This window comes from Phormidesmis sp. 146-33 (assembly GCF_052939515.1).
Genome location: NZ_JBJPHU010000001.1, coordinates 145,123 through 161,860 on the forward strand (window position 1 = coordinate 145,123; position 16,738 = coordinate 161,860).

Below are 16,738 nucleotides of genomic sequence, written 5' to 3' on the forward strand. Positions count from 1 at the left end.
ATCATCCGTTATTCCACAAAACGATCGCCCGTTTCTACAATGAAACAGATGCTTTGATCTTTGCCAGTTTGAGCATTTTTCACCCCATTTTGCAGCGCTATGAAAAAGATTTTGTTTATTTTAGGGGTGTTAACGGATGCTGATGTAGATTGGCTGCTTTATGTCGGCCGTCGAGAAGAATTAGCAGCGGGAACCGTCCTGATTCAAGAAGGGAAGTCAGTAGACGCGGTGTATATTGTTTTAACCGGATCGCTCACGGTGTCGATCGAAGCCCTTGCGGGTAAAAAAATCGCCCATCTCACCAGTGGCGAAGTGGTTGGCGAAATCTCGTTTGTCGATACTCGGCCGCCGTCGGCCACGGTCACCGCGACTGAGGAAACGCTGGTCTTATCGGTGCCGCGTCAGCGATTGATCAAAAAATTAATTGACGATGACGGGTTTGCTTCCCGATTTTATCAAGCGATCGCCTTGTCGCTGTCCGATCGCCTCCGCAATACGGTGGGTTTGTTAGGCTATGGCAAAGAGCTTCCCACTGAGGTGGTAGAGAGTCTCGTCGATGATCTCAGCCCCTCCGTTGTCGAACATCTCCCCCTCGCCCGCAGCCGATTTGAATTTCTCCTCAGACGCTTGCGAGGCTACTAGTAGATGTAGTATAGTTGTAGTATGTGTAATGTAACGTCGATTCGATGAAATTTTTCGCGACGTTGCTTGGCGCTTCTGCCCCCCAACTTCCCATTCTGGGAGACTTTCAGAGAAGAATTGCGGTTCAAAGTCCTTTATTGATAGGGAATTTAGGAGGCACCCTGAATCTGCAACCACAGCGAAGGCATTCATCAAATTTACGCTAATGTATTGTGCATGACTGGTATTGTGCATGACTGGAACCGGATGAAGTGACTCATCAATACTTTCATCCCTCCTCCCTCCTCCCTCATCCCGACTTCTCATGACTCAACCCGACTTTTTCAACTTTGGCAACTCTGACCAAAACAAGCTCAAAGGGCAAGGGCTACTTGCGTCGGGTTGGCGGCCGCTGTATCGCGAGTTTGACTGGAGCCACATCACGCAGCTACTCGCCAACGACACGTCAGAATTGAATCGTCGGATCATGGGAATTGTCAGCAACGCCGCCGATACGCTGGGACGCACCAATTACGCATGGTGGGCCAATCTGACGAGCTTATTTTCTCAAAACAATCGCTACGATCTGGACGAATTTTGGAACTACATCACGCCCGATCCGCCTGCGCCTGATTACCGCTATGCCGATGCGCTAACCGTCGAAATGCCCGTGCGTCAGATTGTCAGTCGTAACAGCATTCCGATCGACTTCGTTCTCAATCGTCTTCAAGAAACCACCATTCGCCAAATTCTCGAATTTCTGGGTCGTCCCGATCTGGTGACGCAATATTATCTCGATCGCTACTTTTATCTTCCGCCCGATCGGTTTGTCAGTTGGGAGCGGCTAGATGTGATTACCAGTGCCTATTCTTACTGGGCAGCACATGAAGTTTGGTTGCAGATTGACTATCTCGATCGGGGTCGTCGCTTCTACACGCTAATGGCTAAGGATTTAACCCCTCTAATCAGCAAAGCCACCTACGGATTAGCTGTCATGTTGAGTGGGTATCAAAGCCGTGTCGGAAAAATTCATGCTCAATATCCAATTCGCAGCTTTCCGGCAGAAGTGCAGAGCTTTACGGATGCCGTTCAGCAGGCGGTGATTGAGCAGGGACGGTTGGCCGTCGTGGTGCATGGCGATCCGGGGACGGGAAAAACTGCGTGGACGCAGGCGATCGCCAAAGAAGTTCTCGTTCCACTAGGATATGTAATTTTCATTCTGGATCACGATGCGGTTGAAAATTTTGTGCCCCCGTCTTATCTCGAACGGATTTGTCTGATTATCAATGAAGCGGATAATCTGGCGCACGATCGTTCTACCGAAATCGCCCAAAGCAGCAGCAAAACCGAACACATTCTGAGTTTATTAGATGGCACGTTATATCAGAGTGTGATTAGCGTCGGCTCCAATCTGCATTCCGAACTAGAACAGAAGTTAGTCGTCTTGATGACCTGCAATACTACTGAACGTCTCGATTCCGCAGTCTTACGCAAAGGTCGAGTCGATCTAATCTGCGAGTTTATTCACCGCTTTGTCTAAGAAATCTAGTCGAACCGATGCTAGAAGGATTGTTCTACCAGTAATTAATGAGGGCACAATTGGGATGTAATTTATTTATGAACATAGATGCGGGTTAATCAATTAATTTGAATCAAAATGTGAGACAAGTAATTTTGTACAGAGACGAAGATGGAATTTGGATTGTAGAATGTCCAAGCTTGAAAGGATGTATCAGTCAGGGAAAAAGAAGAAGCGCTATTCAATATTAGAGAAGCGATCGTAGGTTATATTGCTGCCTTAGAGGATGGTTTGTCTATACCAGAAGACAAATTTGAAACGTTCGACGATACAGCTTCAATTAGATACAGCTTCAATTATTAGTGGAGATACGATCGCAAATTCATCTATCAATATTCCAATATTCAAGCTGTAGTTGTTAGTGGAACGCTGGTTTTGAGTTTTTGAGAAATTGAGGTCGATCGCTTGGTGACGATCGTACCTTTTTTGACATGTTAGATTAATGGCATAGAGACTAAAGGATATCTGGCGAATCATGAGCTTTAGCGACGTGGTGGAAGCAATCAAAGTCCTCTCATTTGAAGAAAAACAAGAGATTCAAACTCTCTTAGCTCAATACCTGAGGGAAGAGCGACGGGGAGAATTATACCAAAACTACCAGACGAGCATAGTCGAAGAGCAGAATGGTGAATTGAAGTTTTCCTCAAGCATTGATGAATTAAAGCAACTGATAGAAGATTAGAGATGCAAGTCCTGATGGACTGACAAATCTTTTCAGGTAGGTTGGGTTGAACCTGGTGAAACCCAACGTTAGCAACGGTAGAAAGGCTGCTGTTGGGTTTCGCGTTGCTCAACACCAACCTACGAAAAGGCGTTGCTGAATCAGGGGATGAATTGCCCCAAAGCGGCGGGAACCCCAAGGTTCAAAGTCCCCCAATTTTGGGGGATTTAGGGGGCGAAAAGATGGACACTTCCCACAGATTCATCCCTCCAATCAGCAACGCCCATTTTGCTTACCCTAATTGCGTCACGGGTTGATTGATCCGAGGTTTGCCAAATCGCTCCCAGGCGTTGCCGCCGCGCAAAAACAACTCCATCCAGCGAATCTCTTGACCGTCAACATTCCAGCCAGAACTGCCCGGAGAAAAAGCCAGCGTCCCTTCAGGAACTCGAAAACTCCCGTCTGAATAAATGGCATCGCTGACCACATCCCCAATCCGAATCACCACTTTTGCCTCTGGTGCAAGCTTGACCGTGTGAGAGGGAATCGTCGTTTTGATATTGCCATAGCCATCAATCCAGGCGACCCGATCGCTCGGTGCATCTGCAATCTGATCCAAATTCAACAACTCGCCCAATAAGCTGAAATCATTGTTTGCGATCGCCGCCGCCGCCGGGGGAAAGACATCTCGCGATCGAAACTGCGAACCGCCCCGCGACACATTAATCATCTGCAACTGTTTGGCGTAGGGCTTGATAAACGAAAGCGTATAGCCCGCATTCACGCCGACCACCTTCACCCCATTGGGCAGCAACGCATAAGTCAAGCCTTCTCCTTCGTTGTTTTGGCGAGCTTCCAGGTCATCTTTGCGAGGCGCACAATTGTGGTAGATCAAGCGATCGGCGGGCCCTGGATTCAACCCCAACTGCGCGATCCAAAATCCGGTAGCCAAAGTGCTAAACGGCGGCACTGAGAGAAGCTGAATTTGTGCGTTGGGAATGCCCATCAACAGGCGCTGAGTCACTTCAGAAAAAGCCGGATCGCCCGTCCCGTAGTCTGCAATCAGAGAGATAAACATGTGCTGCTCCAAAACCTCACGCCCAATATACTCGGACTTTTATCGAAAGGAAGTCTGCCCTGAATGGTAGAATTCGCTACGCGATCAGAGGATTTAGAAATGCAGCGAGAAAAAGTTTTGTGGTTGGTGAAAGGGGTGAGTGGATTGTTGGCGATCGGCGCTGGTTTGAGTGTGTTTGGTGAGGCGCTGATTTATAAAATCAACGGTGACGGCTGGTTTTGGATTGGCACCTTAAGTTTGGTGTTAGTGAATTTTGGGCTTTGTCTGATGTTTGACAGCCACAATCATCAACTTAGATTGGCAAATTCAAAAGATCAAATTACCTCAGATTCTTGAATCTTCAGCTTTCTGAAAAAACTGTTTGAGAATGGCTTGTGGCGATCGATCCCATTGATCCAGGTGACTGTAAATCAACCCTTCTGGCGTGAGTCTGTAGGTTGAAGTGCCGTTAAAAAAGACGTGTCCTTTCCAGGGAACTCTCAACGTTCCGCGCACCGTCCACTCTGCCAAATCGTCAATTCATCAATTTGAGAAACTTTGTGCAGGTCAAAGAAAAGCTGTGTAAAAAACAGCCGACCGTGAAATCGCAGCGTCCAGAAAATGATTCGGTAATTAAACTTTCCCTTAAAGATATTTACCGGATCTTTGAAGAAAATATCTTGAGTGTAAATGTCGTACCGAATGTCTTTCTCAAACAAGGTTGGCAAGTCTTGTTCAAGTGTTTGAATAATTCGATTGTCTTGCAGTTCATCCCTCATCCTTCATCCCTCATCCCTTCTTTAATCCCATTCCCCACTGTCAACATTTAACCCCATCCAGGCAAGACATTTTTGCATTTCCTGGTGCATTGTTTTTGCGTCAGCCTGATATCGTCGTCCGTGACCAGGAAGCACCCATTCAAACGAGTAATGAGAGAGAGCTTGCATCGATCGCTTCAACTCATCCCAAGAGTACCAACAGGCTTCTCGAAAGCCAATCAATTGCTTTAATCGATCAGACCAGGCAAGATGATCTCCGGTAAACAAAAATTGATTTTGATACAGTAAAACAGTGTGGCCCTTCGTATGTCCTGGAACGGGAATAATCAACAGTTCTGAATCTAATTGAAAGGGATCAGATCCGGTCAGTTTGATTTCTACGCTTTCAGTACTGCGATTAATTTCATCAGCGTGGAGAAGACGATCGCACCCAAAATGATCGTGAAACTTTTGGTGATCAGCCACATCATCTCGATGGGTCAAATACAGATAACGAATACCGCCCATTTCCTCAATTTGCTTTACCAATGGGGGAGAAAAACGCGGTGAATCGACCAAAATATTTCCTTCAGGTCGCTGGATCAAATAACTCGCAGCCCCAAAAGAATTCTCAGCATGATAGCCGCAGTGAAAAACATTTTCAGCAATCAAAATCGGAAAACTTTGCTGGGCGAATTTGATATCTTTGGGTTTTTCAACGGTACCGATCGAAGCCGTCGGACAGGACAATAACGCCTGCATTGCGCGAAGCCGTTCGGTCTCGTTTTGGGGCTGATGATGAACGGCAGACATGCTCGACTCGCGGCTAAAAATTTCGGGAGCCATCCAGCGGCAAGTATCACAATCGATGCAGGTGCGATCGACGTAAAAATCACCGTCTACATTTTCGGGTCGGCGTTGGGTGAGGTGAGCCATTGGGGGAAGTGGGGGGTGAGGAGTGAGAGGGGGAAGAAGGGAGGAGGGAGGAAGGAGGAGGGAGGAGGGAGGAAACTGATCTAGATCATAGTCATAACGAGTATGGTTTGTGGAAAAGTTTCTGTTGAGAGTTGTGAATTTGGGAGAATGGGAGCAGGAAATTTTCGTCAGGTGTGGATGATGTTTGCAGGGCGGATGGCAGTTTTGGCGACGATGCATCACAAGGAATGGGCGATCGCTCCCATTCTAGAACCGGGGTTGGGGATACACATCGTCGTGCCGCAAACGTTTGATACCGACGTGTTTGGGACGTTTACTCGTGAGGTGAAACGGGTGGGCGATCAGCGAGAAGCGGCTAGACAAAAAGCGATCACGGCAATGGATTTGACAGGAGTAGACTTAGCGATCGCCAGCGAAGGCAGTTTTGCGCCTCATCCTGCGGTGCCGATTTTGCCCTGCGATCGAGAATTGGTGATGCTGATTGATCGCGCCAATGATTTAGAAATTGTGGGGGAAGCGATTTCGATGGAGACAAATTTTAGTCAACGATCGGTGACCTGTTTTGACGAAGCCAAAGAATTTGCACTCAAAATTGGCTTTCCTGAACATGGACTGATTGCTAAAGTGAATGCTAATTCGACTCAAATGAGCAAGGGAATTACAACGCTGGAGAAGTTAGAGGAAGCGATCGCTAAATTCTCAACGTTAACCACGAACACAATTCATCTTGAAACGGATATGAGAGCGATGTACAATCCAACTCGAATGAAAGTGATCACACAAGCTACACAAGATTTATTACAGAAGATTAATCATGCGTGCACACGCTGTTTGACTCCTGGGTTTGAATTAATAGAACACAAATCAGGATTACTCTGTGACTGGTGCGGATCGCCTACAAATCAAACGCTGTCTCATCTTTATCGTTGTCAGAAATGTGGTTTTCAAGAAGAAATTCTGTTTCCTCAAGGGGTGCGATCAGCTGACCCTGCCCAATGTCCCTTTTGCAATCCTTAAATTTAGGACAGTTTGGTGAGAAATCCCAAAATGCGCTTTGAGTTGGGCGTTAACAAAGTACGACGGTAGGCATCGGCTGCTTTTTTGATCGCTTCTGCCTGCGTAGGATAAGGGTGAATCACGCCAGACAAAGTATTTAAACCGCGCTTACCGACGATCGCCAGCGTCACCTCACTGATCAAATCACCCGCATGACGAGCCACGATCGTAGCTCCCAAAATTTGATCGGAGCCTTTTTTGTGCAGAATTTTGACAAAGCCATCGGTTTCGCCGTCTGCGATCGCGCGATCGACCTTCTCAAACGGAATTTTAATCGTGTCAAACTCTAATCCTTTAGCGCGGATCTCGTGCTCATACAGTCCTACATGCGCGACTTCTGGATCGGTGTAAGTTGCCCAAGGCATGACCAGACTACTTAATTTAGAACGCCCCAAACCAAAGGGTGAAAAGAGCGTGTTTTTGATTACAATTCGGGCGGCTGCGTCGGCGGCGTGAGTAAACTTCCAATTCATGCAGATGTCTCCCGCAGCGTAGATTTTGGGATTCGTCGTCTGTAGATAATCGTTGACTTTCACGCCTCGTTTGTCGTACTCAACGCCGATCGCTTCCAGATTTAATTTTTCGACATTGGGCGATCGCCCGACTCCAATTAGAATTTCATCGACGGTGACGATATCATTTCCACTCGCGTTCCTAAAGTGAATCACTTTGCCTTCGGAGGTTTTCTCAACTCGTTCCACGGTGCATTGTAAAAACAGCTTTACGCCTTCTTTAATGAATGTTCGTTGAATGATCTCCGCTGCGTCATTATCTTCGCGATCGAGAATGTGATCATTCTTATGTAACAAAACCACTTCACAGCCGAGTCGTTGGAATGTTTGGGCAAACTCACAGCCGATCGCACCGCCGCCAATAATTCCCAACCGTCGAGGCCGCTCTGTGAGCGAAAAAACTGTTTCATTGGTCAAGTATCCCACCTCTGTAAGCCCCGGAATGTCTGGTTGGGACGCTCTTGCCCCGGTTGCAATCACTGCCTTTTTAAAGCGAAGCAATTTGTCTGCAACGGCGATCGTTTGACCATCCACAAACCGCGCCTCACCCAAAAACACATCGACCCCCAATTTTTGAAATCGTTGGGCAGAATCAACATCACTAATTCCGGCTCGAATCCGTCTAACCCGCTCCATCACAGCCGCAAAATCAACCTCAACATCTGATGAATGAATGCCAAACGGGTGAGAATTTCGCATCTCAGCGGCAATTCTAGAGGAGCGAATCATCGTTTTGGACGGCACACAGCCCACATTCAAACAATCACCGCCCATCAAATGCTTTTCAACGATCGCCACCTTCAGCCCTAATCCTAATCCGGCGGCTCCAGCAGCGACGACTAATCCGGCAGTTCCCGCACCGATGACAACCAGATCGTAGCGATCGACGGGTTCAGGATTGATCCAATCATTGGGGTGAACCTGCGAAATCAAAAGCTGATTATGCACATCCATTGGGGCGATTGTCACTGGATTAACCATCGGATTCTCCTGATGAAACACTGTCGTTGAGGGCTTTTTGGGCGATTCGGGTAATGTAAACTGTCACGGCGATCGTGGCAATCAACCCGACAATTCTAAAGATCCATTGTGCCGTTTGAGCCGTCTGATTGGGGGTGCCCAGGGTGGCTAAATTTGCAGCTAAAGACCCGATGTAAACATATAAAACGGTCGCGGGAATCATGCCGATCGACCCCAACACAAAATCCTTAAGTGAAACCTGTGTCACCCCTAACGCATAGTTGAGCAAAACAAATGGAAAGATCGGAGATAAGCGAGTCAGCAACACAATTTTGAAGCCGGATTGCGCCACGGATTGATCGATCGCTTTAAATTTAGAATTGTCTGCAATCTTGTGAGAAACCCAGCCCCGCGCTAGATATCGTCCGATCAAAAACGCCGCCGTTCCTCCTAGAGTGGCCCCAATGAATACATAAATTGATCCAAATACAACACCAAAGACAACGCCTGCGCCTAAAGTGAGAATCGTTCCGGGAATGAATAGAACAGTTGCTAGAATGTATAGCCCGATGAATACAACTGCACCTACAGCGCCCAAACTTTGAATCCAGGTTAATGATTCTTGCAGCCCCTCTTGAATATTCAATGCAGCAATCACTGAAACAAAGTCTAGAGTAAACATTAAAAATATGCCGTTCTAACTTGGCTGGATTTACATTAGCTTAGAATGATTCCTCAGCCGCAATTCACCCTTCAAAAAATTATTCTTAACAGTAGACTTTTCTCATGATCCCTTCTACGAGCGGCGCAACCCTCATCTTTACTCAGCGAATTCATCATCATGGCGCAGTGCAACACCGACTTTCTCTAATGGCTGAAGAACGATCGCGATCGCGCCACCTATTTCAAACTGACGCAGGTCAAGCAGTGTATCTCAATTTGCCCAGAGGCACGACGTTGAGAAATGGCGATCGCCTGCAATCTGAGTCCGGTGAGATCGCTGAAATTTGTGCCAAACCTGAACCAGTGATCACGGTAACGGCAAGCAATCCGATCGATCTGCTACAAGCGGCTTATCATTTGGGCAATCGACATGTGGCGATCGAGATTACCGAAGCCTATTTGCGACTTTCTCCAGACTCGGTTTTACAGGATCTACTTCATCATCGCAGGCTGCAAGTCATTGAGGAAATCGCCCCCTTTCAGCCAGAAACAGGTGCTTACGGGTCACACAGCCATCACTAATTTAACGTGAATTCGATGAGAGTTTTTTCGCTTCGTTGTTCACGGCTTCTGCCCCCCAACCCCCCAATTTTGGGGGACTTTAAGAGAGGAGTTCTGGTTCAAAGTCCCTCACTCGTGGGGGATTTAGGGGGCGTTCCTGGATCTAAAAGCGAAGCGTTCATCGAACTGACGTTAATTTATTTGAGGCGCTTTTCGGCGGCTTTCATCAAGTTTTGAGCCTCGGCATAGACGGTAGTTCCCTGCTTTACCTTTTGAAGTTCGTCAACGATTTCTTGGAGAGAACGGGCCGCACGACCGCGATCGAGTCCATTTGGATCGTTCATCGTAATCGCAAGTAAAGTCTGCCTCAGCCGCTGGGCTTCTTGAAACGCCTGTACAGACTCTCTCTCTGCCTGCATCTGAATTTCAACCGCGCTGAGAGATTGTTTGTAGGCAACCAGTTGCTTTTGGGCTTCTCTAAAATCGGGATCGTCTACGGTGATTTTTTCGAGGCGATCGATGGCTTCTTCCCACAATCCTTTCGTTTCCTGCAACTCGGTCAAATTTTTGGGTGATTTCCCTTGACTGGCGGCCTGAGCGAATTCTTTTGCGGCTTGCATCCAGTTGCCTGTGCGCGTGTTGTCTGCGGCGAATCCAACGACCTGCTGAAAATCACGATCGGCCGCCTCAATCGTTTTCTGTGACATCCGACCTGCCAAAGTTTGCTCAGGAATTTTTTTGAGCGCATCGATCGCCGTCTGCCATTGAGCGATCGCTTTCTGACGACCACTATTATCTTTTGCCTGACTGTAAGCCTGTTTCGCTTCGTCAAGGGCCTGCTCTTTTTCTTCGAGTTGCGTACGGGCGTTGCCTTCTTGAAACAACTTCGCCTCCATGCGAGCCACATTCTCTCTGGCAGACCGAAACTCATCCAGCGTAAATCGCCAACGGCACTGCACAAAACTGCAATACTGACGCGGATAATAGCCGACAAACCAGACGGGCAACGCCTCCAAATGCTGTTGTGCTTCCTTTACTTTGGTGCCGCCCAACTCAAAATCTTCGGGGGCGGTCGCTTGATTGATCAATTGGTCAGCCTGCTCAACGGCATCGATCGCGCCTCGATAGTGGCTGTCCATACTCATAAAGCTGGGAATTAAGAGAATGGGCATCGATCGCGCCACAGACCACCGCAGCGCCGGGATCGGGAGATTGACCACATAAAGTCCGCCAGCTATCAGCAGCAGGGCAACTGACGACAGCTTAATCGCACCCCACGGAATTGAGGAGGACTTTGACGAAGGTTTTGCTGACGGTTTTGTAGTTCTAGGTGAACCATTGGCTTTGGCGGCCGCTTTCAGAACTTTTTCGGGGAAATCGGGTAAAAGGTCTACGATCGCCCCTCGAATTTCGTCATAACTGAGCGGCGATCCTTCCTGCGTCCGAAATCTTTCGAGCCGTCTCAGGGTTAATTCTCGCTGGACTTGTAGAGCCGAATCGCTAAAAGAGTTCTGAATTTCGACTTGCAAAAGGGTAAAGGCTCGATCGTTCAGACGCGGCATAGGTCAGATGTTAAAAGAACGTCGGTTCGATGAGAGTGACTCGCTTCGTTTCAATCGGCTTCAGCCCCCTAAATCCCCCACAAGTGAGGGACTTTGAACGAGAAATATTGTCTCAAAGTCCCCCAAAATTGGGGGGGTTGGGGGGCAGAAGTGCTGAATCACGAAGCGAGAAAACTTCATCGAATTCACGTTAAAAGACTAGTCTCAGGATTCCCCTGATGTTTATCTCTAACACCTACAGATCTTTGAGCGCAATTCCGTAGAGTTTGGTATGGAGTTTGGTGTCAAAATTCACTCGTGAACCTTGCCGTTGGGCATGATGGCTCCGGTGAGAAAGGCTCCCGTGAGTTTGACCATAATGCGATCGTCAAACCCAATCTTTGCCCCACGCAAATCGGCTCCCCGTAAGTCGGCTCCACTAAAATCCGCGCCAATTAAATTCGTTTCTCGTAGATCTGCTTTGCTCAAATTGGCCCCCAACAGATTTGCCCGAAACAGGTTGGCCTTAAACAAATTGGCACCTTCTAAATTGACCTTGTGTAAAAAGGCATCACTCAGGTTGGCGTTGCTCAAGTTGGCGTGGCTGAGATTGCGACCTGACAGATCTTTTTCTTGCAGGTTTGCCCCATGTAAATCAGAGCCGCTCAAGTCGGGCGTACTGGGCCGGGGCGGTGTCTGAGACTGGCGATAATACTGCTGAGAATAGTAAGACTGAGGCGGGTGAGGCGCAGGGGATGGTGGGGGCGGTGTCTGGGGGCGATGATATTCCGCTCGATAGTGAGACTGGGTGTAGTAACTCTGCTCCGTTGATTGGTGAGGTTTTTGCTCGTGTTTGGTGTGACCATTCTGAGCGTGGCTCTGGGAATGGTTTTGCGAATGGTTTTGAGAATGGCTTGAGGCAGAATGTCCGTTGGTGTGAGTTTTAGACTGAGTGGAATGCCCGTTGGTCGAATGTTGCGCGTTTTGATGCGTTTGTGACGCTTGAGGCGGACGGTAATAGTAAGACTGATAATAGCTGGAAGCTGGAGGACGAGACTGAGCGGGCTGGGGTTGAGGTTTGCGATCGCGCCCCTGAGATCTCAACGTATCCCTTGCGTGATTGATTTCCTTTAGCTTTTCTTCCGCTTTTTGCAGCAGGCGAGAATTATCTTTTGGCAAACGATCGGGATGCCAAATAAACACCAAGTCTTTGTACGCCTGATTCACCTCTTCGGTCGAAGCGCCAGGCTCAAGTCCCAAAATTCGATAACAACGGTCTAACTCGCTCATCTACTTCACCCCCTATACCATTCGATCATCTACAGAGCGGCTGTTTTGCAGTTTCTCAAGGGGTCAACGCGCACGCTCCCCAGTGAAGTAGTCGGCTTGACTGAGTTGAAACCGACGCGAAAATGCCAGAATGCCCCCACACCAAAAGGATAGTCAAGTCGTTTAGAAGGATGGATAGAAGGGTCGTGATTCATGAGTTTTCTGCGTCTCTGAGCCAATTCCGATTTCTCATTCTGAACCTACAAACGAGTAGGCTTGTCCGTCTACACAGTGTAGTCCCAACTTCACAGGGTTGGCTGGAAGTAAAGACTGATTTAATAGGTTTGGCAAATCAAATAGATAAGAGAGAATAATCAGTCTAGAAAAGTAAGTAGAAAGATGCTGGGCGTTAGACGTTAGACATTGGACTAAAGACTGAAATCTGTCTCTGTTTAACGTCAGTTCGATGAACGCTTCGCTTTTAGATCCGGGAACGCCCCCTAAATCCCCCACGAGTGAGGGACTTTGAACCAGAGTTCCTCTCTGAAAGTCCCCCAAAATTGGGGGGTTGGGGGGCAGAAGCGGTGAACAACGAAGCGAAAAAACTCTCATCGAATTCACGTCTGTCTAAAGTCCAAATTCTGAATTCCCTGGCTTTCTATTGAGACAATCTGCATAACAAGATCCTAGCGCAGAGGTTCCGCTTCTGAGCGACGAAACCACCTGCACTAGCGACTTTTGTAGGTTGAGTTTTACGAATTAACGGAAGAAATTAAAGATACCCAAAATGCCTGTGAGCGGAGAAAAGACGGTGCCCAAAGCGTCCCCAACCCCAGCGAGACCTGATTTGCCGACGACGATCGTATCGTTATTTCGCAATGGTGGATTGGTCTGGTCGTTAATGCCTTGATTAAAGTCCAGAGCGATCGAGCGGCGTTCGACGGTTCCATTGGGGTTGAGGCGGAGAAATTCGACCGATCGCTTCTTGGCACGAGGATTAAAGCCCCCAGCGGCCAGAAGTGCCTGATTCAAAGTTGTGTTGGTGGGCAACTGGAGCGTTCCAGGCTTGATCACTTCTCCCGCGATCGTCACATTGATCGAGTCGGGCGAAAAACTGGCTCTGGCGATCGTGGCGGCATCCTGGGGAGTCAACGCGGTCGCTGTGGGAACGATGACGCGATCGCCATTTTGTAAAGGAATATCCTGTCGCGCATCCCCGGCCTGAATCAGTTGAAACAGATTGACTCTCACGACCTGTTCGCCTCCAGAATTCGTTCTTCGGCGCACCTCAATATCACGAATGTTGGCGGCTCCCGTAATGCCTCCTGCCAGTTGTAGCGCTCTGGTCACGGTGGGCACCTGAATCTTTTGGCTCACGGTTGTCGTTGGGCCGCCTGCTCCAGTTTGAGGGGTGACTTCTCCCCGAATGCTGTGTGGGCCGGGACGGTTGACCTCGCCTGCGACGATAATACTGAGCGGCTGATCATTGCTGACCGAAATGCTGGAGTTGGCAATCAGGTTCGCTTCGTCTACATTGATCGCCGTCGCTGCGGGAATGAGAATGCGATCGCCATCTCGTAACGGTAAATCTTGACTAATGTCGCCCGATCGCAGCAGTTGCCGCAAATCCACATTCAAGGTCTGGGTGCCCGCATTTTGTCCGGGTTTGCGACGAATGATTTGGACTCGTTGCAGATCGGCTGATTGGTTGACTCCGCCTGCCAGTTGCACCATTTTGGTCAGCGTGGGAATGCCCGATTCAGTGAGCGTTGTGGTGTAAGAACCGGGACGAGGCACTTCTCCCGCGACAGAGACTTGAATCGGCCGCGAAGCCAGCAAACTGACGGTAATCACCGGACGGGCCAGCCATTCTTGATATTGTCTAGAAATCGCACCAGAAGCCTGTTTGAGCGTCAATCCTCGGACTGCTACACTCCCAGCTAAAGGAAGATTTAAGGTGCCATCTGCCAGCACTTGATATTCGCCGCTATACTCTGGAACGCTAAAAATGTCGAGCTTGAGACGATCGCCCGCTCCTAATAAATAACCTTCGTCTGCCATAACGGGCGCGGCAGGTTGAGCTGTGGGAGCGGTTTGAGCAAGTGTTGGAGTCGCTAGACTGACCCATCCGATCGTCACTGTCAGCCAGAGTGCCGTTTTTTTGATCATCGCGCTTCTCCTTTGAGAACAGATAGCCCAACGGGAGCGATCGCCCCCTGGTAAATTTTTAGCGTTTCTCGATGCACGCGATCGACGGTTAGCCACTCTAGATTTTGCTGAGACTGATATTGCCAATTTCGTAGGCTTTCTGGGTTTGACAACAGTTGAGACAGTGCGTTGGCCAAAGCCATCTCGTCTCTTGGCGGCACCAAAAGCCCTCTGCGTCCCTGTTCCAGCACTTCAGGAATGCCGTCTACATCGCTGGCGACGATCGCGCATCCGGCCTCCCGCGCTTCAGACAGAACTAAACCAAACGGCTCTCGGTGCGAAGCCAGCACAAAAATGTCGGTCGCCAATAGATAACGCTGAGGTTCTGGTTGAAAGCCTTCAAAGTGGATGCGATCGCCAAAGGGGGCTTGACGGGCGAGTTGTTCAAATTCAGGTCGATCTGGCCCGTCTCCGACTAGATATAAATGAGCGGTTGGAAAGCGGTTTGCCAGTTGACCAAACGCCTGAATCAGATTCGTAATGCCCTTACGACGAAACATTCCGGCTACAGTGACGATCGCAGGATGCTGCAAGGCTACAGGTTCGATGGTTGGAAGGGGAGGAATCCGAGGACTGCCTAGCGTTCCGTTGGCGACGACGCGCAGTTTGTCAGGTGAAATTCCTCGCTTTTGCATCGAAATCGCAACGGCTTGACTAATAGCAATCACGCGATCAGCCAGCCCCATCAAAATTGCACTGCGCTGAAATTCATTGTGAACCGTAGAAACGATCAAGTAGTTTGCAGTTCCCTTGAGCAGTCTGGCCAAGACCACGCCCGTCATCATGTGGGTATGAACGATTTCTGGCTCAAATCTGCGAATGATCTCTCCAAACCGCCCGATCGCTTTCATCAAAGGAATCGGCCGTCTGCGCTGGTCAAACCTAAAATGCTGAATGCCAAACTGAGTGAGCAACGTTTCATATTCACCGCCACCGGATGCGATCGCCACCTCATGCCCCGATCGAGACTGCAAACACGCCAGATCGATCGCTGCGTTGATAATGCCGTTACCCAGCTTTTCAATATCGTTGAGGACATGCAGGATTCTCATCAGTTGTTTTGGGTGATGCGTTCTAAAACTTCCATGTACTGATCGACGACACAATCGGTTGAAAAGTCTAGCGATCGTCGCCTCAAGATTCCTCGGTCAATGGGATGATCCAGCGTTTCTAAAATGGCCTTAGCCAGAGCGGTCGAATCGCAGACAGGCACCAGTTTTCCATAATTGCCGTTGTCCAAAATTTCGGCGGGGCCGCTGGGGCAATCGGTCGAGACGACAGGCGTACCCGTGGCGATCGCTTCAGCCACCACATTGCCAAATCCTTCATATTTAGAAGACAGCGCAAACACAGCCGCTTTGGACATGTAGGCGTAAGGGTTGTCCACAAATCCCGGCATGGCTACATCGTTTTCTAAACCCAGTTTGAGAACCAGATCTTCTAATAGTTGGCGCTGCTCTCCTTCGCCTAGAATCATCAGCCGCGCCGGGCGCACTCTTCGCACTTGGGCAAAAGCATTGATCAGATTAGAAAAGTCCTTTTGGTTAACCAGACGACCCACACCCAAAATCACGGGCAGTTCTCCAGGCGCAAACCAGGGATGATCGACGGCTGCTTGACTTTTTTCTAAAACGTCTGGCGTGACGACGGGATTATAAATGACGCGAATTCGATCGAGCGGTAAATCGATAATCTGTGCCAGATCAGCAGCCGTGCCCTTGGAGGCAGCCACAAGCTCGTCCGATCGTGGATATAGCCAGCGCACCATCTGAGGGCGGAGTTTCTTAAGCGTGCTGGATTCGTCATGTCTAAACTGTTCCGACAAGTAAGTTTGGACACACATCACGACGCGAGTTGGCACTCTTGATCCCCACTTTGCCCAGAGAGAAGAACTGACAATATCCAACGCTGAAAACAAGACGGTTGGCTGTTCTCGCTGCAAATAGCGTTGGAGTGCCAGGGTTTTGGAGAGTACGATCGGAAACTTGGACTTGAGATCAACTAACCTGACATCCGACGAAACCTGCTCCAAATAATCGCCTTCTGCCTCTGCCAGCACCAGATCAGTTTTGATTCCCCGCTCGGCCAAACCCTGTGCCAGATGTAACATTGCCTTTTCTGCACCCCCTCCTGCTAAAGCTGGAAGAAACACACCTACCGAAGTCTGTTTGAGTGTCATATATTCATATGCGCCAACCTTCATGAGGATGACCCGACTCGTGATCAAATACCTCTCCCGGAAGTGAGACTCGCTTGAGGGTTTGTAAGACCACCGCCTCTATCAATCTGCCTATCTCTTGAGTCCTTTTGACGGAATTTTGAGCGTTGTTCTTCGCCGATTTGGGGGCTGTATGAA

18 protein-coding genes are annotated in these 16,738 nt (G+C 48.9%); 6 read left to right on the plus strand and 12 right to left on the minus strand.

Annotation, left to right across the window (positions count from 1 at the left end):
• The first annotated feature begins 99 nt into the window (after positions 1–99).
• From ACJ2PR_RS00660 to ACJ2PR_RS00670, 3 genes are all read left to right on the plus strand, one after another.
• A complete protein-coding gene (locus tag ACJ2PR_RS00660) occupies positions 100–642 on the plus strand; it encodes a cyclic nucleotide-binding domain-containing protein (RefSeq protein ID WP_446875549.1) in 543 nt (180 codons plus the stop codon).
• A gap of 304 nt (positions 643–946) precedes the next feature.
• Complete coding sequence (locus tag ACJ2PR_RS00665; protein ID WP_446866245.1) at positions 947–2,161, plus strand: AAA family ATPase; 1,215 nt, start codon at positions 947–949, stop codon at positions 2,159–2,161.
• A gap of 514 nt (positions 2,162–2,675) precedes the next feature.
• On the plus strand, positions 2,676–2,882 hold the full coding sequence (locus tag ACJ2PR_RS00670) for a hypothetical protein (protein ID WP_446875550.1): 207 nt from the start codon (positions 2,676–2,678) through the stop codon (positions 2,880–2,882).
• Positions 2,883–3,153: 271 nt separating this feature from the next.
• Here the strand turns inward: ACJ2PR_RS00670 and ACJ2PR_RS00675 are convergent, their stop codons facing one another.
• A complete protein-coding gene (locus tag ACJ2PR_RS00675; RefSeq protein ID WP_446866248.1) occupies positions 3,154–3,939 on the minus strand; it encodes an SAM hydrolase/SAM-dependent halogenase family protein in 786 nt (261 codons plus the stop codon).
• Positions 3,940–4,002: 63 nt separating this feature from the next.
• Between ACJ2PR_RS00675 and ACJ2PR_RS00680 the strand changes: the two genes are divergently transcribed.
• Entirely contained in the window at positions 4,003–4,275 is a 273-nt protein-coding gene (locus tag ACJ2PR_RS00680) for a hypothetical protein (protein WP_446866249.1), read from the plus strand.
• On the opposite strand, the gene ACJ2PR_RS00685 is transcribed toward ACJ2PR_RS00680, so the two are convergent.
• The 3 genes from ACJ2PR_RS00685 to ACJ2PR_RS00695 are packed head-to-tail and all read right to left on the minus strand — an operon-like array spanning position 4,264 to position 5,612.
• Positions 4,264–4,434, minus strand: coding sequence for a hypothetical protein (locus ACJ2PR_RS00685; protein WP_446875551.1), 171 nt, complete (start codon positions 4,432–4,434; stop codon positions 4,264–4,266). The two genes, ACJ2PR_RS00680 and ACJ2PR_RS00685, sit on opposite strands and share 12 nt — an antisense overlap.
• Entirely contained in the window at positions 4,419–4,697 is a 279-nt protein-coding gene (locus ACJ2PR_RS00690; protein WP_446875552.1) for a DUF2358 domain-containing protein, read from the minus strand. The genes ACJ2PR_RS00685 and ACJ2PR_RS00690 overlap by 16 nt, the downstream gene beginning before the upstream one ends.
• A gap of 21 nt (positions 4,698–4,718) precedes the next feature.
• The gene (locus ACJ2PR_RS00695; protein WP_446875553.1) at positions 4,719–5,612 is read right to left on the minus strand and encodes an MBL fold metallo-hydrolase; all 894 of its coding nucleotides are present in this window, start codon (positions 5,610–5,612) and stop codon (positions 4,719–4,721) included.
• A 147-nt stretch (positions 5,613–5,759) separates the two neighbouring features.
• On the opposite strand from ACJ2PR_RS00695, the gene ACJ2PR_RS00700 reads away from it, so the two are divergent.
• On the plus strand, positions 5,760–6,629 hold the full coding sequence (locus ACJ2PR_RS00700; protein ID WP_446875554.1) for a DUF6671 family protein: 870 nt from the start codon (positions 5,760–5,762) through the stop codon (positions 6,627–6,629).
• A 2-nt stretch (positions 6,630–6,631) separates the two neighbouring features.
• On the opposite strand, the gene ACJ2PR_RS00705 is transcribed toward ACJ2PR_RS00700, so the two are convergent.
• Together ACJ2PR_RS00705 and ACJ2PR_RS00710 are read right to left on the minus strand one after the other, a co-directional pair.
• The gene (locus tag ACJ2PR_RS00705; RefSeq protein ID WP_446875555.1) at positions 6,632–8,161 is read right to left on the minus strand and encodes a mercuric reductase; all 1,530 of its coding nucleotides are present in this window, start codon (positions 8,159–8,161) and stop codon (positions 6,632–6,634) included.
• Positions 8,154–8,822: a TVP38/TMEM64 family protein gene (locus tag ACJ2PR_RS00710; RefSeq protein WP_446866255.1), complete on the minus strand. Its 669-nt coding sequence runs from the start codon at positions 8,820–8,822 to the stop codon at positions 8,154–8,156. The genes ACJ2PR_RS00705 and ACJ2PR_RS00710 overlap by 8 nt, the downstream gene beginning before the upstream one ends.
• 104 nt (positions 8,823–8,926) lie before the next feature.
• Here ACJ2PR_RS00710 and ureE point away from each other — a divergent pair, with 104 nt between their 5' ends.
• Positions 8,927–9,385 (plus strand): urease accessory protein UreE, encoded by a 459-nt coding sequence (ureE, locus tag ACJ2PR_RS00715; RefSeq protein WP_446875556.1) that lies wholly within the window; start codon positions 8,927–8,929, stop codon positions 9,383–9,385.
• Positions 9,386–9,561: 176 nt separating this feature from the next.
• On the opposite strand, the gene ACJ2PR_RS00720 is transcribed toward ureE, so the two are convergent.
• The 6 genes from ACJ2PR_RS00720 to ACJ2PR_RS00745 all read right to left on the minus strand — a co-directional run bounded on the left by ACJ2PR_RS00720 (position 9,562) and on the right by ACJ2PR_RS00745 (position 16,585).
• Positions 9,562–10,926: a hypothetical protein gene (locus tag ACJ2PR_RS00720; RefSeq protein ID WP_446875557.1), complete on the minus strand. Its 1,365-nt coding sequence runs from the start codon at positions 10,924–10,926 to the stop codon at positions 9,562–9,564.
• 291 nt (positions 10,927–11,217) lie between these two features.
• The gene (locus ACJ2PR_RS00725; protein ID WP_446875558.1) at positions 11,218–12,195 is read right to left on the minus strand and encodes a pentapeptide repeat-containing protein; all 978 of its coding nucleotides are present in this window, start codon (positions 12,193–12,195) and stop codon (positions 11,218–11,220) included.
• A 29-nt stretch (positions 12,196–12,224) separates the two neighbouring features.
• A complete protein-coding gene (locus tag ACJ2PR_RS00730; RefSeq protein ID WP_446875559.1) occupies positions 12,225–12,389 on the minus strand; it encodes a hypothetical protein in 165 nt (54 codons plus the stop codon).
• Between the two features lie 544 nt (positions 12,390–12,933).
• A complete protein-coding gene (locus ACJ2PR_RS00735) occupies positions 12,934–14,343 on the minus strand; it encodes an SLBB domain-containing protein (protein WP_446875560.1) in 1,410 nt (469 codons plus the stop codon).
• Positions 14,340–15,434: a glycosyltransferase family 4 protein gene (locus ACJ2PR_RS00740; protein WP_446875561.1), complete on the minus strand. Its 1,095-nt coding sequence runs from the start codon at positions 15,432–15,434 to the stop codon at positions 14,340–14,342. The genes ACJ2PR_RS00735 and ACJ2PR_RS00740 overlap by 4 nt, the downstream gene beginning before the upstream one ends.
• Positions 15,434–16,585: a glycosyltransferase gene (locus ACJ2PR_RS00745; RefSeq protein ID WP_446875562.1), complete on the minus strand. Its 1,152-nt coding sequence runs from the start codon at positions 16,583–16,585 to the stop codon at positions 15,434–15,436. The genes ACJ2PR_RS00740 and ACJ2PR_RS00745 overlap by 1 nt, the downstream gene beginning before the upstream one ends.
• Positions 16,586–16,738 lie beyond the last annotated feature (153 nt).

Coding starts and splice junctions, on each gene's coding strand:
- ACJ2PR_RS00680 (WP_446866249.1), top strand. CDS start 4,003: ATGGTAGAATTCGCTACGCGATCAGAGGATTTAGAAATGCAGCGAGAA.
- ACJ2PR_RS00660 (WP_446875549.1), top strand. CDS start 100: ATGAAAAAGATTTTGTTTATTTTAGGGGTGTTAACGGATGCTGATGTA.
- ACJ2PR_RS00730 (WP_446875559.1), bottom strand. CDS start 12,389: ATGAATCACGACCCTTCTATCCATCCTTCTAAACGACTTGACTATCCT.
- ACJ2PR_RS00695 (WP_446875553.1), bottom strand. CDS start 5,612: ATGGCTCACCTCACCCAACGCCGACCCGAAAATGTAGACGGTGATTTT.
- ACJ2PR_RS00735 (WP_446875560.1), bottom strand. CDS start 14,343: ATGATCAAAAAAACGGCACTCTGGCTGACAGTGACGATCGGATGGGTC.
- ACJ2PR_RS00705 (WP_446875555.1), bottom strand. CDS start 8,161: ATGGTTAATCCAGTGACAATCGCCCCAATGGATGTGCATAATCAGCTT.
- ACJ2PR_RS00740 (WP_446875561.1), bottom strand. CDS start 15,434: ATGAGAATCCTGCATGTCCTCAACGATATTGAAAAGCTGGGTAACGGC.
- ACJ2PR_RS00745 (WP_446875562.1), bottom strand. CDS start 16,585: ATGAAGGTTGGCGCATATGAATATATGACACTCAAACAGACTTCGGTA.
- ACJ2PR_RS00720 (WP_446875557.1), bottom strand. CDS start 10,926: ATGCCGCGTCTGAACGATCGAGCCTTTACCCTTTTGCAAGTCGAAATT.
- ACJ2PR_RS00670 (WP_446875550.1), top strand. CDS start 2,676: ATGAGCTTTAGCGACGTGGTGGAAGCAATCAAAGTCCTCTCATTTGAA.
- ACJ2PR_RS00700 (WP_446875554.1), top strand. CDS start 5,760: ATGGGAGCAGGAAATTTTCGTCAGGTGTGGATGATGTTTGCAGGGCGG.
- ACJ2PR_RS00725 (WP_446875558.1), bottom strand. CDS start 12,195: ATGAGCGAGTTAGACCGTTGTTATCGAATTTTGGGACTTGAGCCTGGC.
- ACJ2PR_RS00665 (WP_446866245.1), top strand. CDS start 947: ATGACTCAACCCGACTTTTTCAACTTTGGCAACTCTGACCAAAACAAG.
- ACJ2PR_RS00690 (WP_446875552.1), bottom strand. CDS start 4,697: ATGAGGGATGAACTGCAAGACAATCGAATTATTCAAACACTTGAACAA.
- ureE (WP_446875556.1), top strand. CDS start 8,927: ATGATCCCTTCTACGAGCGGCGCAACCCTCATCTTTACTCAGCGAATT.
- ACJ2PR_RS00675 (WP_446866248.1), bottom strand. CDS start 3,939: ATGTTTATCTCTCTGATTGCAGACTACGGGACGGGCGATCCGGCTTTT.
- ACJ2PR_RS00710 (WP_446866255.1), bottom strand. CDS start 8,822: ATGTTTACTCTAGACTTTGTTTCAGTGATTGCTGCATTGAATATTCAA.